Origin of the sequence: Nocardiopsis trehalosi NBRC 14201, from assembly GCF_001552555.1 — a bacterium.
In the GTDB taxonomy this organism is placed as follows: domain Bacteria; phylum Actinomycetota; class Actinomycetes; order Streptosporangiales; family Streptosporangiaceae; genus Nocardiopsis_B; species Nocardiopsis_B trehalosi.
This window is the reverse complement of the sequence record NZ_BCRK01000003.1, coordinates 18,228-38,277: the sequence shown is the minus strand read 5'-3', so window position 1 is coordinate 38,277 and position 20,050 is coordinate 18,228. Positions and strand designations below refer to the sequence as shown.

At 75.9% G+C, this 20,050-nt stretch carries 15 protein-coding genes; 8 read left to right on the top strand and 7 right to left on the bottom strand.

Annotated features, from left to right (window positions below):
• The first annotated feature begins 25 nt into the window (after positions 1-25).
• On the top strand, positions 26-1,942 hold the full coding sequence (locus NT8_RS01145; RefSeq protein ID WP_067963031.1) for a fumarate reductase/succinate dehydrogenase flavoprotein subunit: 1,917 nt from the start codon (positions 26-28) through the stop codon (positions 1,940-1,942).
• Complete coding sequence (locus tag NT8_RS01140) at positions 1,939-2,742, top strand: succinate dehydrogenase/fumarate reductase iron-sulfur subunit (RefSeq protein WP_067963028.1); 804 nt, start codon at positions 1,939-1,941, stop codon at positions 2,740-2,742. Before NT8_RS01145 ends, NT8_RS01140 begins: the two co-directional genes overlap by 4 nt.
• A gap of 58 nt (positions 2,743-2,800) precedes the next feature.
• On the opposite strand, the gene NT8_RS01135 is transcribed toward NT8_RS01140, so the two are convergent.
• Positions 2,801-4,045, bottom strand: a complete 1,245-nt coding sequence (locus NT8_RS01135; protein ID WP_084468548.1) for an MFS transporter — start codon at positions 4,043-4,045, stop codon at positions 2,801-2,803.
• Positions 4,046-4,109: 64 nt separating this feature from the next.
• Between NT8_RS01135 and NT8_RS01130 the strand changes: the two genes are divergently transcribed.
• Positions 4,110-4,559 (top strand): MerR family transcriptional regulator, encoded by a 450-nt coding sequence (locus NT8_RS01130; protein ID WP_067963026.1) that lies wholly within the window; start codon positions 4,110-4,112, stop codon positions 4,557-4,559.
• Positions 4,560-4,610: 51 nt separating this feature from the next.
• Here the strand turns inward: NT8_RS01130 and NT8_RS01125 are convergent, their stop codons facing one another.
• On the bottom strand, positions 4,611-5,096 hold the full coding sequence (locus NT8_RS01125) for a hypothetical protein (protein WP_067963023.1): 486 nt from the start codon (positions 5,094-5,096) through the stop codon (positions 4,611-4,613).
• Positions 5,097-5,311: 215 nt separating this feature from the next.
• Here NT8_RS01125 and NT8_RS01120 point away from each other — a divergent pair, with 215 nt between their 5' ends.
• Positions 5,312-5,812 carry a beta-class carbonic anhydrase gene (locus tag NT8_RS01120; protein WP_067963018.1) on the top strand — a complete coding sequence of 167 codons (501 nt, stop codon included), beginning with the start codon at positions 5,312-5,314 and terminating at the stop codon, positions 5,810-5,812.
• Between the two features lie 61 nt (positions 5,813-5,873).
• Here NT8_RS01120 and NT8_RS01115 read toward each other — a convergent pair whose 3' ends face one another.
• Positions 5,874-6,260: a MerR family transcriptional regulator gene (locus tag NT8_RS01115; protein WP_067963145.1), complete on the bottom strand. Its 387-nt coding sequence runs from the start codon at positions 6,258-6,260 to the stop codon at positions 5,874-5,876.
• Between the two features lie 63 nt (positions 6,261-6,323).
• Between NT8_RS01115 and NT8_RS01110 the strand changes: the two genes are divergently transcribed.
• The 3 genes from NT8_RS01110 to NT8_RS01100 all read left to right on the top strand — a co-directional run bounded on the left by NT8_RS01110 (position 6,324) and on the right by NT8_RS01100 (position 11,419).
• On the top strand, positions 6,324-7,259 hold the full coding sequence (locus tag NT8_RS01110) for an imine reductase family protein (protein ID WP_084468547.1): 936 nt from the start codon (positions 6,324-6,326) through the stop codon (positions 7,257-7,259).
• A 117-nt stretch (positions 7,260-7,376) separates the two neighbouring features.
• Positions 7,377-10,406, top strand: coding sequence for a helix-turn-helix transcriptional regulator (locus tag NT8_RS31145; protein WP_067963015.1), 3,030 nt, complete (start codon positions 7,377-7,379; stop codon positions 10,404-10,406).
• 89 nt (positions 10,407-10,495) lie between these two features.
• Positions 10,496-11,419, top strand: a complete 924-nt coding sequence (locus NT8_RS01100; protein ID WP_157515431.1) for an alpha/beta fold hydrolase — start codon at positions 10,496-10,498, stop codon at positions 11,417-11,419.
• A gap of 63 nt (positions 11,420-11,482) precedes the next feature.
• On the opposite strand, the gene typA is transcribed toward NT8_RS01100, so the two are convergent.
• The 4 genes from typA to recD2 all read right to left on the bottom strand — a co-directional run bounded on the left by typA (position 11,483) and on the right by recD2 (position 18,559).
• Positions 11,483-13,369: a translational GTPase TypA gene (gene typA / locus NT8_RS01095; protein ID WP_067963012.1), complete on the bottom strand. Its 1,887-nt coding sequence runs from the start codon at positions 13,367-13,369 to the stop codon at positions 11,483-11,485.
• Positions 13,370-13,740: 371 nt separating this feature from the next.
• Positions 13,741-14,148 carry a (deoxy)nucleoside triphosphate pyrophosphohydrolase gene (locus NT8_RS30535; RefSeq protein WP_067963010.1) on the bottom strand — a complete coding sequence of 136 codons (408 nt, stop codon included), beginning with the start codon at positions 14,146-14,148 and terminating at the stop codon, positions 13,741-13,743.
• A 37-nt stretch (positions 14,149-14,185) separates the two neighbouring features.
• On the bottom strand, positions 14,186-14,479 hold the full coding sequence (locus NT8_RS30530) for a hypothetical protein (protein WP_067963007.1): 294 nt from the start codon (positions 14,477-14,479) through the stop codon (positions 14,186-14,188).
• A gap of 1,368 nt (positions 14,480-15,847) precedes the next feature.
• Positions 15,848-18,559, bottom strand: a complete 2,712-nt coding sequence (gene recD2, locus NT8_RS30525; RefSeq protein WP_394326553.1) for an SF1B family DNA helicase RecD2 — start codon at positions 18,557-18,559, stop codon at positions 15,848-15,850.
• 280 nt (positions 18,560-18,839) lie between these two features.
• Between recD2 and NT8_RS01070 the strand changes: the two genes are divergently transcribed.
• Positions 18,840-19,898: a serine/threonine-protein kinase gene (locus tag NT8_RS01070; RefSeq protein ID WP_067963004.1), complete on the top strand. Its 1,059-nt coding sequence runs from the start codon at positions 18,840-18,842 to the stop codon at positions 19,896-19,898.
• The last annotated feature ends 152 nt before the right edge of the window (positions 19,899-20,050 follow it).

Below are 20,050 nucleotides of genomic sequence, written 5' to 3'. Positions count from 1 at the left end.
TACCGCGCGAGCGAAAGACAGGCGAATGTCCGAGATTCAACGGCACACCTACGACGTGGTGGTGATCGGCGCCGGCGGCGCCGGGCTGCGCGCCGCCGTCGAGGCGCGCCAGCAGGGCAAGCGGACCGCGATCATCTCCAAGTCGCTGTTCGGCAAGGCCCACACGGTGATGGCCGAGGGCGGCGCGGCCGCCGCCCTGGGCAACGTCAACTCCCGCGACGACTGGCGGGTGCACTTCCGCGACACCATCCGCGGCGGCAAGTTCCTCAACAACCCCCGCATGGCCGAGCTGCACGCCAAGGAGTCCCCCGAGCGCATCCTGGAGCTGGAGTACTGGGGGGCGCTGTTCGACCGGACCAAGGACGGCCGGATCAGCCAGCGCAACTTCGGCGGGCACGAGTACCCGCGCCTGGCGCACGTCGGCGACCGCACCGGACTGGAGCTGATCCGCACCCTCCAGCAGCGGGTGGTGCAGCTCCAGCAGGCCGACGCCGCGGAGTTCGGCGACCCCGAGGCCATGCTGAAGGTGTTCGCCGAGACCACGGTGACCGAGCTGCTCAAGGACGGCGAGCGGATCGCCGGGGCGTTCGGCTACGTGCGCGAGACCGGCGACACGGTGCTGTTCGAGGCGCCCGCGGTCATCCTCGCCACCGGCGGCATCGGCAAGTCGTTCAAGGTCACCTCCAACTCCTGGGAGTACACCGGCGACGGCCACGCGCTGGCGCTGCGCGCCGGGGCGACCCTGCTCAACATGGAGTTCGTCCAGTTCCACCCCACGGGGATGGTCTGGCCGCCGTCGGTGAAGGGCATCCTCGTCACCGAGTCGGTGCGCGGCGACGGCGGGGTGCTGCGCAACAGCGAGGGCGAGCGGTTCATGTTCCGCTACGTGCCCGACGTGTTCCGGTCGCAGTACGCCGAGACCGAGGACGAGGCCGACGGCTGGTACACCGACCCCGGCGGACACCGGCGGCCCCCCGAGCTGCTGCCCCGCGACGAGGTCGCGCGGGCCATCAACAACGAGGTGAAGGAGGGGCGCGGGTCGCCGCACGGCGGCGTGTTCCTCGACGTGTCCACCCGGCTGCCCGCCGAGGAGATCATGCGGCGGCTGCCGTCGATGCACCACCAGTTCAAGGAGCTGGCGGACGTCGACATCACGGCGGAGCCCATGGAGGTCGGGCCGACCTGCCACTACGTCATGGGCGGGGTCGAGGTCGACGCCGACACCGGGGCGGCGCTGGTGCCGGGGCTGTTCGCGGCGGGCGAGGTCGCCGGAGGCATGCACGGGTCCAACCGGCTGGGCGGCAACTCGCTGTCGGACCTGCTGGTGTTCGGGCGCCGGTGCGGCCTGGGCGCGGCCGCCTACCTCGACGGGCTCGGCGGTGAGCGGCCCCGGGTGAGTGAGGCCGACGTCGCGGCGGCGGCCGAGGAGGCCGCGGCCCCGCTGCGCCGCGACACCGGGGAGTCCCCCTACGCGCTGCACCAGGAGCTGCAGCAGACGATGAACGACCTGGTCGGGATCATCCGGCGCGGGCCGGAGATCGCGCAGGCGCTGGAGTCGCTGGAGAAGCTGCGCGAGCGGGTGGCGGGCGTGCGCGCCGAGGGCGGCCGGGTCTACAACCCGGGCTGGCACCTGGCACTGGACCTGCGCAACATGCTGATGGTGTCGGAGGCGATCGCGCGGGCCGCGCTGGAGCGCGAGGAGTCGCGCGGCGGGCACACCCGCGACGACTTCCCGTCGATGTCGCCGGAGTGGCGGCGGATCAACCTGGTGGCGTCGCTGCGCGGCGACGGGGTGGCGCTGCGCCGGCAGCCGCTCGACCCGCTCCGGCCCGACCTGCTGGAGCTGTTCGAGCGCGGCGAGCTGGCGAAGTACCTGACCGAGGAGGAGCTGCCCGCTGCCGCGGCGGCCCCTGCGGAGACCGCGAAGGAGGCGGACGAATGACCACCAAGCGCATGTTCCGCGTGTGGCGCGGCGACGGCGAGGGCGCGCTCGCCGAGTACGAGGTCGAGGTCAACGAGGGCGAGGTCGTCCTCGACATCCTGCACCGGTTGCAGGCCACGCAGGCGCCCGACCTGGCCGTGCGGTGGAACTGCAAGGCGGGCAAGTGCGGGTCGTGCTCCATGGAGATCAACGGGCGGCCGCGGCTGTCCTGCATGACGCGGATGAGCACGTTCGAACCCGAGGAGCCCATCACCGTCACGCCGATGCGCACCTTCCCGGTCATCCGCGACCTGGTGTGCGACGTGTCGTACAACTACCAGAAGGCCCGCGAGATCCCCTCGTTCACGCCCGACCCGGCCACGGCGCCGGGCGACTTCCGCATGGCGCAGGTCGACGTGGAGCGCTCGCAGGAGTTCCGCAAGTGCATCGAGTGCTTCCTGTGCAACAACGTGTGCCACGTGATCCGCGACCACGAGGAGAACAAGGAGCACTTCTCCGGCCCCCGGTTCCTGATGCGCGCCGCCGAGCTGGAGATGCACCCGGAGGACACCGCCGACCGGCGGATGATCGCCCAGGACGAGTTCGGGCTGGGCTACTGCAACATCACCAAGTGCTGCACGGAGGTGTGCCCCGAGCACATCAAGATCACCGACAACGCGCTGATCCCCCTGAAGGAGCGGGTGGCCGACCGCAAGTACGACCCGCTGGTGTGGCTGGGCAGCCGCATCGGGCTGCGCAAGGGCGCCGATACCCCGATCGTGCCGAACACCCGCCGCCCCTCCACCGGGCTCGACGAGTAGCCCCGCCGGGGGCCGGGCGACACGCCCGGCCCCCGGCCGCCCGGGCGGCGGGCGGGGGTCACCCGTCGGACGCCGCCCGCGCGGCGGGGAACCCGTTGCGGCGCGCGGCCACCACCACGGCCGCCGACGGCAGCACCAGCGCGAGCACCGTCCACGGCAGGGCCGCAGCGCCGAACCGGTCGAGCAGCAGCCCGCCGACCACCCCGCCGCCCGCCATGGCCGCGTTCCACAGGCTGACGAGCATCGCCTGGGCGGTGTCGGCCGCGCGGCCGCCCGCGTCGCCGACCGCCGTCTGCAGCAGCGTGGGGGCGCCGCCCCAGCCGAGGCCCCACAGCGCCGCCGCCGCGTAGACCCCGGCGGGGCCGAGCGCCGGCGCCGCGAGCGCGGCGGCGCCCGCCGCCACGAGCAGGGTGGCGGCGATGGTGAGCGCGCGCGGCCGCCGGTCGACCCGGGCGCCCACGACCGCCACGCTGACCAGCGACGCCACGCCGAACACGAGCAGCACCCGGTCGACCTGCCCGGCCATGCCGACGCGGCCGAGGAACACGGCGACGTAGGTGTAGAGGACCGTGTGCGCGAGCACGAACACGAGGGTCACGGCGAGCACCGGGGCCACCCCCGGCACCGCCAGGGTCGCCCGGACGGCGGGGCGGGCGGCGCGTCCCGTGCCCGGCCGGTCCGGGACCGCGAGGGCGATCCAGCCGACGAGGACCACGGTGAGCACGGTCATCAGGCCGAACGCCCAGCGCCAGCCGAGCACCCCGCCGAGCAGGGTCCCGGCGGGCACCCCCAGGGACAGGGCCACCGGTACCCCGGCCATGGCGATGGCGACCGCCCGCCCGCGCAGATGCGCGGGGGCAAGTCCCCGGGCGTACCCGGCGAGCAGCGCCCACGCCAGGCCGGCGGCCATCCCGGCGGCGAACCGGGCCACCAGGGTGAGGGTGATGTCGGCGGACACGGCCGTGACGGTGTTGGCGACGGCGAACGCGACCACCGCCGCCAGCAGGAGGCGGCGGCGGCGCCAGGCCGCGGTGGCGGCGGCGAGCGGGATCGCGGTCAGGGCGGTGCCGAGGGCGTAGACGGTGACGGACTGGCCCATGGTGGAGGTGCCGACGCCGAGGTCGCCGGCCATGGCGGGCAGCACCCCGGCGGGCAGGGTCTCGGTGAGGCTGGTGGCGAAGACGGTGGTGGACAGCGCCAGCAGGGCGGCGAGGGGGAGGCGGCCGGTGCCGCCGCCCTCGGCGAGACGGGCGAGACGGGCGGGGTGGACGGGGTGGACGGTGCGGGGAGGGGCGTCGCTCATGCCCGTATGCTCAGACCCTGCCATTGATGTGAAGGTCAATGCGGTGGAGTGGGAGGCCGGTCACATGCGCATCGGGGAGCTGTCGGAGCGGACGGGGACGCCGCGGCGGCTGCTGCGGTACTACGAGGAGCAGGGGCTGATCGCCCCCGACCGCCTGCCCAACGGGTACCGCGACTACGACGAGCGGCTGGTCGACCGGGTGCGGCAGATCCGCGGGCTGCTCGACTCGGGCCTGCCCACCCGGCTCATCCGGCTGGTCCTGCCCTGCCTGGACCGGCCGTGCACGATCCACTTCCCCGACCCCACGCCGGAGATGCTGGCCACGCTCGAACACGAACTCGCCCGCATGGACGACCGGATCTCCTGCCTCACCCGCAACCGCGACGCGGTCGCGGACTACCTCGCCACCGTCCGCGCCGGGGCGCCCGCCCCGGTCCCGGCGGTTCCCCCACCCGGCGACGGGACGGACCCGGAGGCGCCGGTATCCACTGTCAGCGGGGCCCGGGAGCGGTAGGGCCGGAGACGGCTGGGCCGGAGCGGTGGCGACGGGCACGGCCGGGGCGGCTCACGGGCCGTCGACGCGCACCCACTCCTCGGACACGCCGTCGATCACGATCTCCATGGTGTCACCGCCCTCGACCAGGCGCTCCCGGCCCGGCGGGAGCGGGACGACGCACCGGCCGAACTCGATGCGGTACTCGCCGCCCAGCGGCTCGGTGCGGCCCTGGCAGGTGTGCCCGCTCGACAGCAGCTCGGCGGTGCCGACGGGCGCCACGGTGATCTCGGGCACGGAACCGTCGCTGTTGACGGGCCCCTCCCAGGAGCCCGCGAGCGGATGGTCGGCGAGGGCATCGGGGGACCGCTCGGACCCCGGCGGTGCCGGGTCGGCGTCGGCGGGCGGGGCGGACGGGTCCGGGGACGGGCTCGGCGAGGGCGCCGACGCCGTGGACTCGGTCTGCGGCGCGGTCCCCGGGGCGTCGCCGCCGCACGCGGTGGCGGCGGCCAGGGCCGCGACGGCGGTGCACAGCGGCACGAGGCGGCGTCGGTACATCGCGGTCCTTCACAGGGGGAACGGGGAGCGGAGGCATTCTCCCGCGCGGCGGACGGCCGGGTCGGCGCCCAGCCTGGTCCTGCCGTGACCACCCTCGGCGCCGCCGCACGCCACGTGCCCTTCTCCCGCCGTGGGAGGCCGGCCCCCGTAGAATTCCGCCGTCCGACCTACCCGCCGCGCGCCGACGGCAGCGCGGCGCCCGACGAGGAGAACCCATGACCGACACGGACGGCGTCCTGGCCCGCGCCGAGGAGTACGCGCGCACCTTCGAACCCCGAGAGTCCGGCCGCCCCGCCCAGCGGCTCGCCGTCGTCGCGTGCATGGACGCCCGCCTCAACCCCTACGCGCTGCTGGGGCTGAAGGAGGGGGACGCGCACATCATGCGCAACGCGGGCGGCACGGTCACCGCCGACACCCGGCGCAGCCTCGCGGTCAGCCAGCGCGAACTCGGGACGAACCGGATCATCCTCATCCACCACACCGAGTGCGGGATGACCACGTTCGACGAGACCGAGTTCAAGCGGCGCATCCAGGAGGAGACCGGCGTGCGCCCCGACTGGGCCGCCGAGACCTTCCCCGACCCCTACGCGGAGGTGCGGCAGTGTGTGCGCCGCATCCGCCTCGACCCGGCGATTCCGCACGACGACGACATCCGGGCGTTCGTGTTCGACGTCCGCACCGGCCGCCTCCACGAGGTCAAGGACGAGGACGACTGACCCCCGCCCGGCCCCCGGCCCCGTCGGCCGGGGCCGGTCCGGCCCCGCTGCCGGGCGTCGGTCAGGCGTCGACGGGAGAAGGGCGCGCCGCCTCGCCGGCGGGGGCGCCGGTGAGGATGCCGTCGAGGGTGTCGCGGGCCGCCAGCAGGTCGGCCACGGCCCGGTCGAGCCGGGCGCGTTCGCGCCGCAGGTCGTCGGCCACCCCCGCGCACCCGGGGGCGAGCGCGCCGTCCGTGTCGGTCACACACGGCAGCACCCCGGCGATGGTGGCCGTGTTCAGGCCGGCGGCGAGCAGCATCCGGATGCGCCGGACCGTGTCGACGTCGTCCTCCGTGTAGGCGCGGTACCCGCTCGCGAGCCGCTCCGGCGCGAGCAGGCCCTGCTCCTCGTAGTAGCGCAGCAGCCGCGGGCTGACCCCGGAGCGGCGCGACAGTTCACCGATACCCATGCGGACCATGGTCACAGGATACGGCTTGACCCTCACATCGATGTGAGACCGTAGCGTCGCGGCATGACCGCCCCGTTCGCCGGCGCCTCCGCCGCGCCCTCCCCCGCCCCCGCCCCCGCCCCCGCCGCCGATCGTGAACCCGTCACCGTCCTGGGCCTCGGCCCCATCGGCACCGCCCTCACCGACGCGCTGCTGCGCGCGGGCCATCCCGTGACCGTGTGGAACCGGACCGCGGCGAAGGCCGCGGACGTCGCCGCCCGAGGTGCCCGGACGGCGCCGACGGCGGCCGCCGCCCTGGCCGCGAGCCCGGTCGCCGTCGTCGCCCTCGCCGACTACGCGGCCCTCGCGTCGGTGCTCTCCGGCGTCGACCTCGGCGGCCGGACCCTGGTCAACCTGGCCTCCGGGACCCCGGCCGAGGCGGCGGCCGCGTCCGCCGACGCGACCGCGCGGGGGGCGGCGTACCTGGACGGGGCGATCATGGTGCCGCCGCACGTCATCGGCGGCCCGGACTCCGTCGTCCTCTACAGCGGGCCCGGCGCCGTCTTCGACGCCCACCGTGAGGTGCTCGACGCCCTCGGCGGCCCCCGCCACCTGGGGGCCGACCCGGGGCTGGCCGTCCTGCAGAACACGGCGCTGCTGGGCCTGATGTACGCCACGGTGACCGGCTTCCTGCACGCCGCCGCGCTGACCGGGACGGCGGGGGTCCGCGTCGAGGAGTTCGCGGACCTCGCCGTCGGCTGGTTCCTGCCGTCCGTCGTACACCCGATCATCACCGCCGCCGCCCCCGATGTGGACCGCGGGCGCTTCCCCGGAGCGCAGGGCACGCTGGAGATGAACCGGACGGCGCTGGAGCACGTGATCGGCGCCGGCGACGAGCGCGGCATCGACTCCTCCCTGCCGCGCGCCCTCGCCGACCTGGCGGCCCGCGCCGCCGCCCGGGGCCACGGCGGCGACAACTTCATGTCGGTGCTGGACCCCCTCCGCTCACCCGAGGCCTGACCGGGTCCGATCGCCGGAGCCGTTCGGCGGGGCGCCTGCGCGCGGGCGGCCCGGTGGGCGGTACAGTCCGGGCGGATGAGAGGGGGCGGCGACGGTGCGGGGCCGGCGCCGAGGGAGATGACGGAGCTGCGGGGACGGACGGCCGAGTGTGCGGCCGTCCGCGAGCTGGTCGACGGGGTGCGCGGCGGGGCCGGGCGGGTACTGGTGCTGCGCGGCGACCCCGGTGCCGGGAAGTCGGCGCTGCTCGACCACGCCGCCGAACTGGCGGCCGGACCCGGTGAACCGGGTGGGGGTCCGGGCGCCGCCGATACGGGCGCGGCCGGTGCCGCCGGTCCCGGCCGCACGGACGGCCGTGCGGCCGACGACGGCGCCGAGCGCTCCACGCGCGCCGCCGCCACCGGCGGCCAGGGCCGGCGCACGGCGCCCGGCCCGGTGAGCGCCCCCGACGCTCGACCGGGCGGCGCCCTCGGCGCAGGGCCGGCCGACGGTCCCGGCGGCCGTGGGCGTGGAGGCGGTGGGGCGGTGCGGGTGTTGCGGGCCTCCGGGGTCGAGGCCGAATCCGGGCTGGCGTTCTCGGCGCTCCACCAGTTGCTGCGGCCGGTCGCCCACCTGGCCGACGCGCTGCCCGCTGGACAGCGCGACGCCGTGCGCGGGGCGCTCGGCCTGGCCGAGGCCCGCACGGACGACCGCTTCCTCGTCTCCGCCGGGGTGCTCTCGCTGCTGACCGAGGCCGCCGCCGACAGCGGGGTCCTCTGCCTCGTCGACGACGTCCAGTGGTGCGACCGCGCCTCCACCGACGCGCTCCTGTTCACCGCGCGCCGCCTCTCCGGCGAGGGCGTCGGCCTGCTGGTGGCCGTCCGCGACACCCCCGACGCCCGGCACCTGCTGCGCGGCCTGCCCGACCTCGCCGTCCCCCGCCTCGACACCGCGGCGGCGGCCGCCGTCCTCGCCGACCGCGCCGCCGTCCCGCCGGACCCCCGGGTGGCCGCCCGCGTCGCCGAACTGACCGGCGGCAACCCCCTCGCCGTGGGCGAGGCCGCGGACCTGCTCACCGCCGACCAGCTCACCGGCGCCGCCCCGCTGCCCGACCCGCTGCCCGGGGGAACGGCCGCCGACGACCTGTTCGGCGCGGCGGTGGCGCGGCTGCCCGACCCCACCCGGCGCGCGCTCCTCGCCGCCGCCCTGGGCGGCGGCGCCCCCGGGCCGGTCCGCGACGCCGCCCGGCGGCTGGGCGCCGGCCCCGACGCCCTCGACGCGGCCGAGGCGGCCGGGCTGGTCGCCACCGACGGCGCCGCGCTCCGCTTCCGCCACCCGCTCGTGCGCTCGGCCGTGTCCACGGCCGCCGGCCCCGTGCTGCGGCGGCGGGCCCACACCGCGCTCGCCGACGCCTTCGACGCGGCGGGCGACCCCGACCGCGCCGCCCGGCACCGCGCCGCCGCCGCGACCGCCCCCGACGCCGGCACCGCGACGGCGCTCGCCGCGGCCGCCGCCCGCGACCGGGACCGGGGCGGCTTCGCCGACGCCGCCGACGCCTTCGCCCGCGCCGCCGACCTGACCCCCGACCCCGAGGAGCGCGCCCGCAGGTCGGCCGAGGCCGCCCGCACCGCCTGGCTCGGCGGCCGCCCCGGCCTGGCGCGCGGCCGGCTCGCGGCGGCCCGCGCCGACGCCCGCGACCCCAGGCTGCGCGCCGACCTGGACCGGCTGCACGGCCGGTTCGAGGTGCACTCCGGCGACGCCGCCGAGGCGCTGCGCGTCTTCGGCGCCGCCGCCGAACGGGCCGCCGAGGGCGGCGACCCCGAACGTGCGCTGGCGCTGCTCGCCGACGCGGCGGAGGCCGCCTCGCACGTCGGCGACCTCGCCGCGACGGTCGACCTCGGCCGCCGCGCGGCCGGCCTGCCCGCCCCGGCCGACCCGTCGACCGCCTACCTGCGGGAGGTGCTCGCCGGCATCGGTGAGCTGCGCGGCGGCGCTCCGGAGCGGGGCGCCGACCGGGTCCGCCGGGCGCTGGCGGCGCTGCCGGACGGCGCCGGGGCGGCGGAGCTGCTGTGGGCGGGGACGGCGGCCAGCCACCTCGGGGAGGCCGACGCGGCGGCGGTGTACGTCGAACGGGCGGGACAGATCGCCCGCATGTCGGGCATGTCGGGCACCCTGCCCGCGGTCCTGGAGCTGGTCGCCACCGGCGAGCGCATGAACGGGCGGCTGTCGCTGAGCGCCGCCGTCGCCGAGGAGGGCCTGGAGCTGGCCCGCGAGGCCGGATACGTCAACTCCGCCGCCGCCCACCTGGCCAACCTGGCGATGGTGGACGCCCTGCGCGGCCGCGAGGACGCGTGCCGGGAGCGGGCCCACGCGGCGCTGGCGACCGCGATCCCGCACCGGGTGGGGTTGCGCGCGTCCATCGCCTCCTACGCCCTGGCACTGCTCGACCTGGGCCTGGGCCGGTTCGCCCCCGCCCACGAGCGGCTGACGGCGATCGCGGCGGCCGGCCCCGGCGCCGGGCACCCCATCACGGTGTGGGGGTCGACCGCCGACCGGGTGGAGGCCGCGGTGGCGGCGGGCGACCACGGGGCCGCCCGCGCCGCCGCCGCGTTCCTGGACGGCTGGTCGGCGGGCGCCGCCACCCCGCGCGCCCGCGCGATGCGCGCCCGCTGCCACGGCCTGGTCGCCGAGGACGACGCGGCCGCCGCCGACCGCTACGCGGAGGCGCTGGACCTCCTCGCCGGCGACGGCGGCGCCGAGGTCGACCGGGCCCGCACCGGACTGCTGCTCGGGGAGCGGCTGCGCCGCGCCCGCCGGGCCGCCGAGGCGCGGCCGCACCTGCGGGCCGCCGCCGAGGCGTTCGGCCGGCTCGGCATGGCCCCGTGGGAGCGGCGGGCGGCGGCGGAGCTGCGCGCGGCCGGGGAGGCGCCGGAGCGGGCCGCGCCCGCCGCGCTCGACGCGCTCACCCCGCAGGAGCTGCGCATCGCCCGCCTGGTCGCGGAGGGGGCGTCCAACCGGGAGGTGGCCGCCCGGCTGTTCCTCAGCCCGCGCACCGTCGAATACCACCTGTACAAGGCGTATCCCAAGCTCGGGGTGGCCACGCGGACCGAACTCGCCCGCATGGTGTCCGCCGCCGGTACCGGGGCGGAGCCCGCACCACGGGCCCCGTAGACCCCCGTGGTCCTACGGATGCCGCCCCGTGCCCGGCGCGGGAGAGTAGGGGCATCGCAGGACGGAACGGGAAACGGGAGGCCACACGCATGACGGCAACGGGGAGAACGGTCGAAATCGGCGACGTGGAGCTGTGGGTCGAGGAGTTCGGCGACCCGGACGGCCCGCCGGTCCTGCTCATCATGGGGTCGATGTCGCAGGGCCACGTGTGGCCCGACGCGTTCGTCGGCCGACTGGCGGCGGGCGGGCGGCGGGTCATCCGCTACGACCACCGCGACACCGGGCGGTCCACCGCCGTGGACTTCGACGCCCACCCCTACACGTGGACCGACATCCGCGACGACGCGATCGGCCTGCTCGACGCCCTCGGGATCGGCGCGGCGCACATCGTGGGTCACTCGGCGGGCGGCCTGCTCGGCCAGTGGATCGCCGTCACCCGCCCCGAGCGGGTGGCGACGCTGACGGTCATCGGCGCGTCGCCGCTGGGCCGCCGCGAGGGCGAGGTGGTGCTGCGGGCGCTGATGGGCGAACCGCAGGACGCGGGCGCGCTGCCGCCGCCGAAGGCCGCGTTCACCGAGCTGTTCCAGCGGGCGGCCACCGCACCGCCGCCCGCCACCCGCGCGGAGTACGTCGACTTCCAGGTGGAGGTGGCGCGGGTGCTGCACGGCCCGGCGCTGCCGTTCGACGCCGACGCGCAGCGGGCGGTGGAGGAGCGGCTCTACGACCGGGCCCGGGTGCCGGGGTCGGAGGCCAACCACCGGCGGGCTGCGGCCGGCCACCCCCACTTCGAACCGGAGGACGCGCTGGGCGGGATCACCGCGCCGACCCTGGTCGTGGAGGGGTCCGAGGAACCGGTGAAGCCGGGGCACGGGCGGCTGATCGCGGCCGAGATCCCCGGCGCGGAGTACCTGGAGGTGCCGGGCATGGGGCACACGCTGCCGGCCGAGGCGCACGCCCCGCTGGCGGAGGCGGTCCTGGCCCACACCGGGCGCGCGGCGGTGGCGGCGGGCTGACGCGGGGCCGGCCGGAGCCGGCGGCCGGGGCGCGGTGCCCCGGCCGCCGCCGGACCGGACGGGTCAGCCCCGCTTCTTGTGCGCGGTGATGCGGCCGCGCTCCTTCTGGTCGAGCACGACCTTGCGGATGCGCACGGCCTCGGGGGTGACCTCGACGCACTCGTCCTCGCGGCAGAACTCCAGCGCCTGCTCCAGGGAGAGCTTGCGCGGCGGCACCAGGCGCACCAGTTCGTCACCGGTGGAGGAGCGCATGTTGGTGAGCTTCTTCTCCTTGGTGATGTTGACGTCCATGTCGTCGGCGCGCGAGTTCTCGCCGACGATCATGCCCTCGTACACCTCGGTCCCGGGCTCCACGAACATGATGCCGCGCTCCTGGAGGTTGAACATGGCGAACGCGACGGCCTGCCCGCTGCGGTCGGCCACCATCGACCCGTTGGGGCGGGTGCGCAGCTCGCCGAACCACGGCTCGAACTTCTCGAACACGTGGTGGGCGATGCCGCTGCCGCGGGTCTCGGTGAGGAACTCGGTGCGGAAGCCGATGAGACCGCGCGACGGCACCAGCCAGTCCATGCGGATCCAGCCCGTGCCGTGGTTCGTCATGTTCTCCATGCGGCCCTTGCGGACGCTGAGGAGCTGGGTGATGGCGCCCATGTACTCCTCGGGCGCGTCGACCGTCAGGCGCTCGACCGGCTCGTGCACCTTGCCGTCGATCTCCTTGGTGACCACCTGCGGCTTGCCGACGGTCAGCTCGTAGCCCTCGCGGCGCATCTGCTCGACCAGGATGGCCAGCGCCAGCTCGCCGCGGCCCTGCACCTCCCAGGTGTCGGGGCGCTCGGTGTTGAGGACGCGCAGCGACACGTTGCCGACGAGTTCGCGGTCGAGCCGGTCCTTGACCAGGCGGGCGGTGACCTTGGCGCCCTTGACCTTGCCGACGAGCGGCGAGGTGTTGGTGCCGATCGTCATGGAGATGGCGGGCTCGTCGACGGTGATGAGCGGCAGCGGGCGCGGGTCCTCGGGGTCGGCGAGGGTCTCGCCGATCATGATGTCCGGGATGCCGGCGATCGCGATGATGTCGCCGGGGCCGCCCACCTCGGCGGGCTTGCGCTCCAGGCCGTCGGTCATCAGCAGCTCGGTGATCTTGACCTGGCGGGTGGTGCCGTCGGCGCGTATCCACGCCACCTGCTGGCCCTTGCGGAGCTCGCCCTGCTGTACCCGGCACAGCGCCAGCCGGCCCAGGAACGGGGAGGCGTCGAGGTTGGTGACGTGCGCCTGGAGCGGGGCGCCCGGCTGGTACTCGGGGGCCGGGATGGTGTCGAGGATGGTGCTGAACAGCGGCACCAGGTTGTCGTTGTCGGGCACCGTGCCGTTGGCGGGGCGCTGCAGGGACGCCTTGCCGTCGCGGGCGCAGGCGTAGACGATCGGGAAGTCGATCTGGGCCTCGTCGGCGTCGAGGTCGAGGAACAGCTCGTAGGTGTCGTCGACGACCTCGGCGATCCGGCTGTCGGGGCGGTCGACCTTGTTGATGACCAGGATCACCGGGAGCTTCGCGGCGAGCGCCTTGCGCAGCACGAACCGGGTCTGCGGCAGCGGGCCCTCACTGGCGTCGACCAGCAGCACCACCCCGTCGACCATGGACAGGCCGCGCTCGACCTCGCCGCCGAAGTCGGCGTGGCCCGGGGTGTCGATGATGTTGATGACGACGTCGTCGCCCTCAGGGGTGGTGTAGTGGACCGCGGTGTTCTTCGCGAGAATGGTGATGCCCTTCTCGCGCTCCAGGTCGTTGGAGTCCATGACGCGTTCGTCGACGTCCTGGTTGGCGCGGAAGACCCCCGACTGCCACAGCATGGCGTCGACGAGCGTGGTCTTGCCGTGGTCGACGTGCGCGACGATGGCGACGTTGCGGAGGTCGGTCCGGCGTGCGGAGCCCTCGACGGGCGTTGCGGTGGACATGCGAAAGTCTCGATCTCATCTGCTGGGAAGTACCGCGGCACCCGCGGACGATTCTCAGTTTATGTGCTGGCACCGGGCCCCCGGGGTGTCGCGGGGGCGGGCGGCCGACGGCGGGGCGGCGGCACGGCGGAGAACCGGGGGCGCGGGCGGCGGGCGCGCGAACGGGCCGGACGGCGGAGGCACGTGCTCCCACCAGGGGCGGAGCGGGCGTACGGCGGGACGGCCGGCGGCGCGGCCGGGCCGGAGCGCGGGTGCGGGCCGGTCACGGAAGACGGAGCGACGCCCGGGGGCGGGATCGAGCCGAGGCGCCCCGGAGAACGGGGCCGGCCGGCCAAGGCGCCGAATGGTGGCGCCACCGGCGGTCGGCGGAGTCAGCCGCCGAGGTGCGGGCGGATCGCGTCGAGGAAGGGGACGTCGGCGGGGAGCCAGTCGACGTCGGTCAGCGCCTCGGCGCGCAGCCAGCGCAGCGCGAGGTGCTCCAGCGCCGCGGGTTCGCCGTCGACCAGGTCGGCGGTCCACACCCGCAGCACCGCCGACGGGCCCTGCGGGCGGCGCGGGAACGCGACGTCGCCGCCGATGCGCCGCAGCGGCCGGATGCACACGCCGAGTTCCTCGCGGCACTCGCGGACGAGGGCCTCGATGTCGGTCTCGCCGGGATCGACCTTGCCGCCGGGCAGCTCCCAGCGGCCGCGCAGCGACGGCGGCTGGGCGCGCTGTGCGGCGAGCAGGGCGCCGCCGCGGATGATAGCGGCGCCGACGACGATCTGGGGGTCGCTCACGGGGCAACCGTAGCGGGGCGGTCGACGCCCGGCGCGGTCAGGCGGCGGTGCGCTCGCGGCCCGTGTGGTGGGCGCCGGTGAGGCGGCGCGCGGCGCCCTCGGGGTCGGCGGCGGGGTGGGTGCGGGCCTCGCCCTGCTCGTCGCGCCAGTGGAACGCGCCCCGCATGCACCACACGGTGAGCCCGGCGCGGACCGACAGCAGCGCCACCGACGACCGCTCACCCGCGTACATCCGCTGCGCGCCGGTGGCCGCGAGGTGGCCGTGCAGGCGCCGGACGGCGTCGGCGGGGGAGGTCGGGGCGGAGCCGTTGAGCCACGAGAGGGTACCCACGAGTGCTGGCCTTTCCGTGCGGTCCCGCGGTGGTGGGGCCGCGGGGCGGGGAGAGCGGCGGGAGTCCCGCCGCCAGCGTGGCTCATACCCCCGACGCCGACCACCGCAAACGGGTTTCCCGGAAAAGGTCACCATTCGATCACAACGTCACGGCGCGGTCACGCGGGGGCACGGCCGCGCGGGTGGGGCCGGCCGGGTCGGCCGGGACGAGCAGAGCGGGCGGGGTGCCGGGACGGGCTGGCCCCTCGGGCGCCGACCGGTGGGCCGGCGCCCGAGGGGTGCCGACGCTCTCCGGGGGGAGTGGAAAGAGCGTCAGCGTCCGGGGTGGCTACTGGCCCGGCGCGACCGCAGCGCCGGGGGAAGGAAGTCCCGGAGCGCCGACCACGAGGGGCGGCGCGGGGTGGAACCGGAGGCGGGCGGAGGCCCCGGCGCGCGGCGCGCACCGGGGGCCGAGGCCGCGGAGCGCCGTCGGCGAATACCGACACCGACGCCGGTTCCGCAGAATCCGCCCGGGTTTCCGACTCACAAGGGGAGCCTATTCACACGTCAGGGCCCGCGGGGCGGAAACTCGAAAAAGTCGAGATGAGCCCTGGGGGACACGCGTGCGACCAGGACCGCCGTCCCGCCCTTTCCGCGACACAGGAGGGGGCGGGGCCGAACCGACCCCGGCGGGACGGCGGCCCTGACCGGGCCGCGGACCGCGTCCGGGAGAGGACGGACGCAGCGCGGCCGGGCGACACCGGGTGCCGGGAGAGGGGGTCGGCCCCGCGGTGTCGCCTGAACAACGTTAGGGGACACGGGCGGTGTTTTCATTTGTCCGGACGCACGAATCCGCGCGAATTATCGGCGCACAGCAGACGCCCGCCCGATAAGTCGGGTATGACGGCATAAAGACGAAGCGCAGAATAACGACAAATACGACTCATCGCGGTTGGCGGCATTGATGGCGTATGGGCGCTATCGGGGGATCGCCCGTCGACCGGGGCGCCGCCGCGCCTCGATACCGGCCCGCTTCCAGCGGGGGAAAGCTGCGGACCGACACCCGGGCGGGGGCACCGTGCCGGACCGAGCTGCGCCCTGAGGGGCGGCCCGCAGCGAAGACCCTCGGCGGCGCCGACGCGAGAACCCGATGCCGAAGCCCTGCGGGCGGCTTCGCGGAAAACCCGCGCAGAGGCCCGGCCGCCGGCCCGATACGGAGGCCCGATTACCGCCCGACGACCGAGCCGGTACCGGAACCCACTCCAACCCCGGATCGACACAACACCCCCACGACCCCCCGAAACACCCACAACGCCCCCCGGCACGACGCCCCGACCCCGCCCAGGCGGCGGACGGCCCGTCGATCAGAGGGTGGTCAGAGGTCGGTCATCACAGGTCGGCCAGCCGGTGCGCCAGGGCGGTGTGGCGCCGTCCGGCGGTCGCGTTCCGCACCGCCTGGGCGATCGCCCGGCGCGAGCCCACCAGGACGACCAGCCGCTTCGCGCGCGTGATGGCGGTGTAGAGCAGGTTCCGCTGGAGCATCATCCAGGCGCTCGTCGTGACCGGGATCACCACGGCGGGGTACTCACTGCCCTGCGAACGGTGGACGGTGACCGCGTAGGCGTGCGCCAGCTCGTCCAGTTCGGCGAACTCGTACGGCACCTCCTCGTCCTCGTCGGTGCGTACGGTGAGCCGCTGCTCGTCGGAGTCGATACCTGTGATGACACCGAGTGTGCCGTTGAAGACGCCGTTCGCTCCCTTGTCGTAGTTGTTCCTGACCTGGGTGACCTTGTCGCCGACGCGGAACACCCGGCCCCCGAACCGGCGCTCGGGCACGCCCTCGCGCGCCGGGGTCAGCGCCTCCTGGAGGAGCGTGTTGAGGTTGCCCGCGCCGGCCGGGCCCCGGTGCACCGGGGTCAGCACCTGCACGTCGCGCCGCGGGTCGAGTCCGAACCTGCGCGGGATGCGACGCGCCACCACGTCGACCGTCAGCTCCGCGGCGGCGTCGGTCTCCTCGCAGGCGAACAGGAAGAAGTCGGACATCCCCTCGGTCTCGGGCGGGCGGCCCGTGTTGACCCGGTGCGCGTTGACCACCACCCCGGACTGCTGCGCCTGGCGGAACACGTGCGTCAGCCGCACGTGCGGGATCCCGGCTGCCGCTCGACCACCCGACCGGCCGGACGCGCGCGCCGGACGAGCGGGCTGCGTCGTGTGCGCTGGGCGTTGAGGGTGCTGCCCGTGCTGCCGGTGCCCGTCGTGCGCATCGGCCGAGCCGGGCGCACCCACCGCGGCGGCCCCCTCGTCGGCGCGATCGCCCTCGAAGCCGGAACGGGAGCCGGAGCCGGCGAGCGGCACGGGTCCGGCATCGGACAGGAAATCGGGGCCGGGACCGACCCGGGCCACGACCTGGCCACCAGGTCCGCGTCCACCGTCGGCCGGAACACCGGCGTCCTCGCCGCCCGGCACGGCCCCACCCACCACACCGGCGCCCGACTCGGCGCCGCCTCCGGCTCGGCCGCCGACAGGCCGGCGGCCGCCGGCCGGAACACCGGCGTCCTCGCCGCCCGACACGGCTCCGCCCACCACACCGGTGCCCGACTCGATACCGTCCTCGGGCAGGCCCTCCAGGACCTCCTCGGCCGGGGCCCCGGCCGCGAGCAGGTCGCGCAGCACCTGGCCGGCGCCCACCGACGGGAGCTGGTCGACGTCGCCGACCAGCAGCAGGTGCGCCCCGGGAGGTACCGCCTTCGCGAGCTTGTTCGCCAGCAGCAGGTCGAGCATGGACGCCTCGTCGACCACGAGCAGGTCGCAGTCGAGCGGGCGGTCGCGGTCGTAGGTGGCGTCGCCGCCGGGCTTCAGCTCCAGCAGGCGGTGGACGGTCGACGCCTCGTGCCCGGTCAGCTCGGTCATCCGCTTGGCCGCCCGGCCGGTGGGGGCGGCGAGGATGATCTTCGCCCGCTTCGCGGCCGCCAGCCGGATCACCGACGCCACCGTGAACGACTTGCCGCACCCGGGGCCGCCGGTGAGCACCGCGACCTTCTCGGTCAGCGCCAGCCGCACGGCGGCCTCCTGCGCGGGCGCCAGGTCGGCGCCGGTGCGCTCCCGCAGCCACCCCAGCGCCCGCTCCCAGTCGACGCCGGTGAACGCCCCCAGCCGGTCCTCGGGGGCCCGCAGCAGCGCCCGCAGCTGCGCCGCCAGCGCCACCTCGGCCCGCTGGAACGGCACCAGGTACACGGCGGTCACCGGCTCCCCGTCGGGGCCGGGGACCCGCTCGGACACGACCCCCTCCTGCGCCACCAGCTCCGCCAGGCACTCGATGACCAGGCCGGAGTCGACCTGGAGGATCTTCACCGCGTCGGCGATCAACCGCTCCTGGGGCAGGTAGCAGTGGCCGTCCGACGTCGACTCCGAGAGCGTGAACTGGATGCCGGCCATCACCCGCTGCGGGCTGTCGTGCGGGATGCCGACGGCGCGGGCGATCGTGTCGGCGGTCTTGAAGCCGATGCCCCACACGTCGGAGGCGAGCCGGTAGGGCTCCTCGCGCACCACGGTGATGGACGCGTCGCCGTACTTCTTGTAGATGCGCACTGCCAGCGACGTCGACACCTCGATGCCCTGGAGGAAGACCATGACCTCCTTGATGGCCTTCTGCTCCTCCCACGCCTCGGTGATGAGCCGGGTGCGCTTCGGGCCGAGCTTGGGGACCTCGATCAGCCGCTCGGGGGTGTGCTCGATGACGTCGAGCGCGTCGACCCCGAAGTAGTCCACGATCCGCTCGGCCAACCGCGGGCCGATGCCCTTGACCAGCCCGGACCCCAGGTACCGGCGGACGCCCTGCACCGTGGCGGGCAGCACGGTGGTGTAGTCGTCGACGTGGAACTGGCGCCCGTACTGCGGGTGCGAACCCCACCGCCCCCGCATCCGCAGCGACTCCCCCGGCTGCGCCCCCAGCAGCGCCCCCACCACGGTCACCAGATCCCCGCCACGCCCCCCATCGACCTTCGCCACGGTGTACCCGGTCTCCTCATTGGCGAAGGTGATCCTCTCCAACACCCCCTCCAACACCCCCGGAGCCCCACCGGCCCCGCGCGCCTGTGCCACCGTCCGCCCCCTCCGCGCTGCCGCTGCCCGCCCTGCCCGCCCCGGCGGCCGCGTGCGCCGCGGGCGGGGCCCGGCATCGTTCCTACCGCGCCCCGCCGACGTCCCGCCAGTCGGAGCGGGACCGCTGCCGCCACCGGCGGCCGCGCGCGGCCGCGTAGAATCCCCGCACGATCCCCGACGACGCCTTGGACGGCCCCATGCGCGCGGTACCCCTCTGTCCGCACGGCCGATCGGCACGGCCGGTTCCCTCCACCCACGCCCCGGATGCGGAGGCCTCGCTGTGAAGGCGCGCGGGGTGCGGCGGTTGGGGCGGTTGGGGGAGGGGGATCCGCGGCGGGTCGGGGGGTTCGAGCTGGTCGGGCGGATCGGGGCCGGCGGGATGGGCACCGTGTACGCCGGGGTGGCGGACGGCGTCGACGGGTACCTCGCCGTGAAGGTCGTGCACGCCGAGCACGCGGCCGACCCCGCGTTCCGGCGCCGGTTCGCGCACGAGGCCCGGTTGCTGGCGCGGGTCAACAGCGGGTGTGTGGCGCGGTTCGTCCGGGCCGACGTCGAGGCCGAGGTGCCGTGGCTCGTCACCGAGTACGTGCCCGGCCCCACGGTGCGGCACCACGTCGAGCGGCACGGGCCCCTGCGGGGCGGCATGCTGAACGGGTTGGCGGTCGGCGCCGCCGAGGCGCTGCGCGCGATCCACGCCGCCGGGGTCGTGCACCGCGACCTCAAGCCGAGCAACGTCGTCATCTCACCGGTCGGCCCCAAGGTGCTCGACTTCGGTATCGCCCGCCCTACCGACGGCGAAGACCCGACGCGGTGGATGCGGGTGCGCCGGTTCCGCCGGCGGCTGCGCACCCTCCGCATCTCCGCCGACCCCGCCCCCGCCGGCGACGGCACCGCCCACGGCCCCGCCGACGGTGTCGGCACCCCCGGCTGGATCAGCCCCGAGCAGTACCGCCGGGAACCGGTCACCGACCGGTCGGACGTGTTCCTGTGGGGGTGCCTGGTCGCGTTCGCCGCCGCCGCCCACGACCCCTTCGGCCACGGCCACCCGCGCGAGCTCGCCCGCCGGGTGCTGGCGGAGGAGCCCGACCTCGACCGCCTCTCCCCCGCGCTGGAGGACCTGGTCCTCGCCGCCATGGCGAAGTCCCCCGGCGACCGGCCCGACTCCACGGAACTCCTCGACCGCGCCCTCGCGGTGGCCGGCCGGGGGCCGGAGCCCGGAGGCGGCCGGGTCGACCGAGGCGCGGCGGTCCGCGCCCTCCTCGCGGAGGAGTGGACCCAGGTCGCCGTCCGACTCCCCCGCCCCGCCCGCGAGTGGAGCCGTCTGCTCCCACGGGGATGAGCGGGTCCGGCCGTCGGGATGCCCGCTGTCGGGTCCGCTGAGGCAGGGGCCGGGGCCGGTGGCAGCCGGACAGCGGGTTCCGATCGCCCGCAGGGGCGGGCGTCCGGGGCACCGGTCCGCTGTCGGGTCCCCGAGGAAACGTGGCGCGGCGG

Coding starts and splice junctions, on each gene's coding strand:
- NT8_RS01120 (WP_067963018.1), top strand. CDS start 5,312: ATGACCGACACGGACGGCGTCCTGGCCCGCGCCGAGGAGTACGCGCGC.
- NT8_RS01130 (WP_067963026.1), top strand. CDS start 4,110: ATGCGCATCGGGGAGCTGTCGGAGCGGACGGGGACGCCGCGGCGGCTG.
- NT8_RS01145 (WP_067963031.1), top strand. CDS start 26: ATGTCCGAGATTCAACGGCACACCTACGACGTGGTGGTGATCGGCGCC.
- typA (WP_067963012.1), bottom strand. CDS start 13,369: ATGTCCACCGCAACGCCCGTCGAGGGCTCCGCACGCCGGACCGACCTC.
- NT8_RS01115 (WP_067963145.1), bottom strand. CDS start 6,260: ATGGGTATCGGTGAACTGTCGCGCCGCTCCGGGGTCAGCCCGCGGCTG.
- NT8_RS01125 (WP_067963023.1), bottom strand. CDS start 5,096: ATGTACCGACGCCGCCTCGTGCCGCTGTGCACCGCCGTCGCGGCCCTG.
- NT8_RS01140 (WP_067963028.1), top strand. CDS start 1,939: ATGACCACCAAGCGCATGTTCCGCGTGTGGCGCGGCGACGGCGAGGGC.
- NT8_RS01135 (WP_084468548.1), bottom strand. CDS start 4,045: ATGAGCGACGCCCCTCCCCGCACCGTCCACCCCGTCCACCCCGCCCGT.
- NT8_RS31145 (WP_067963015.1), top strand. CDS start 7,377: ATGACGGAGCTGCGGGGACGGACGGCCGAGTGTGCGGCCGTCCGCGAG.
- NT8_RS01100 (WP_157515431.1), top strand. CDS start 10,496: ATGACGGCAACGGGGAGAACGGTCGAAATCGGCGACGTGGAGCTGTGG.
- NT8_RS01110 (WP_084468547.1), top strand. CDS start 6,324: ATGACCGCCCCGTTCGCCGGCGCCTCCGCCGCGCCCTCCCCCGCCCCC.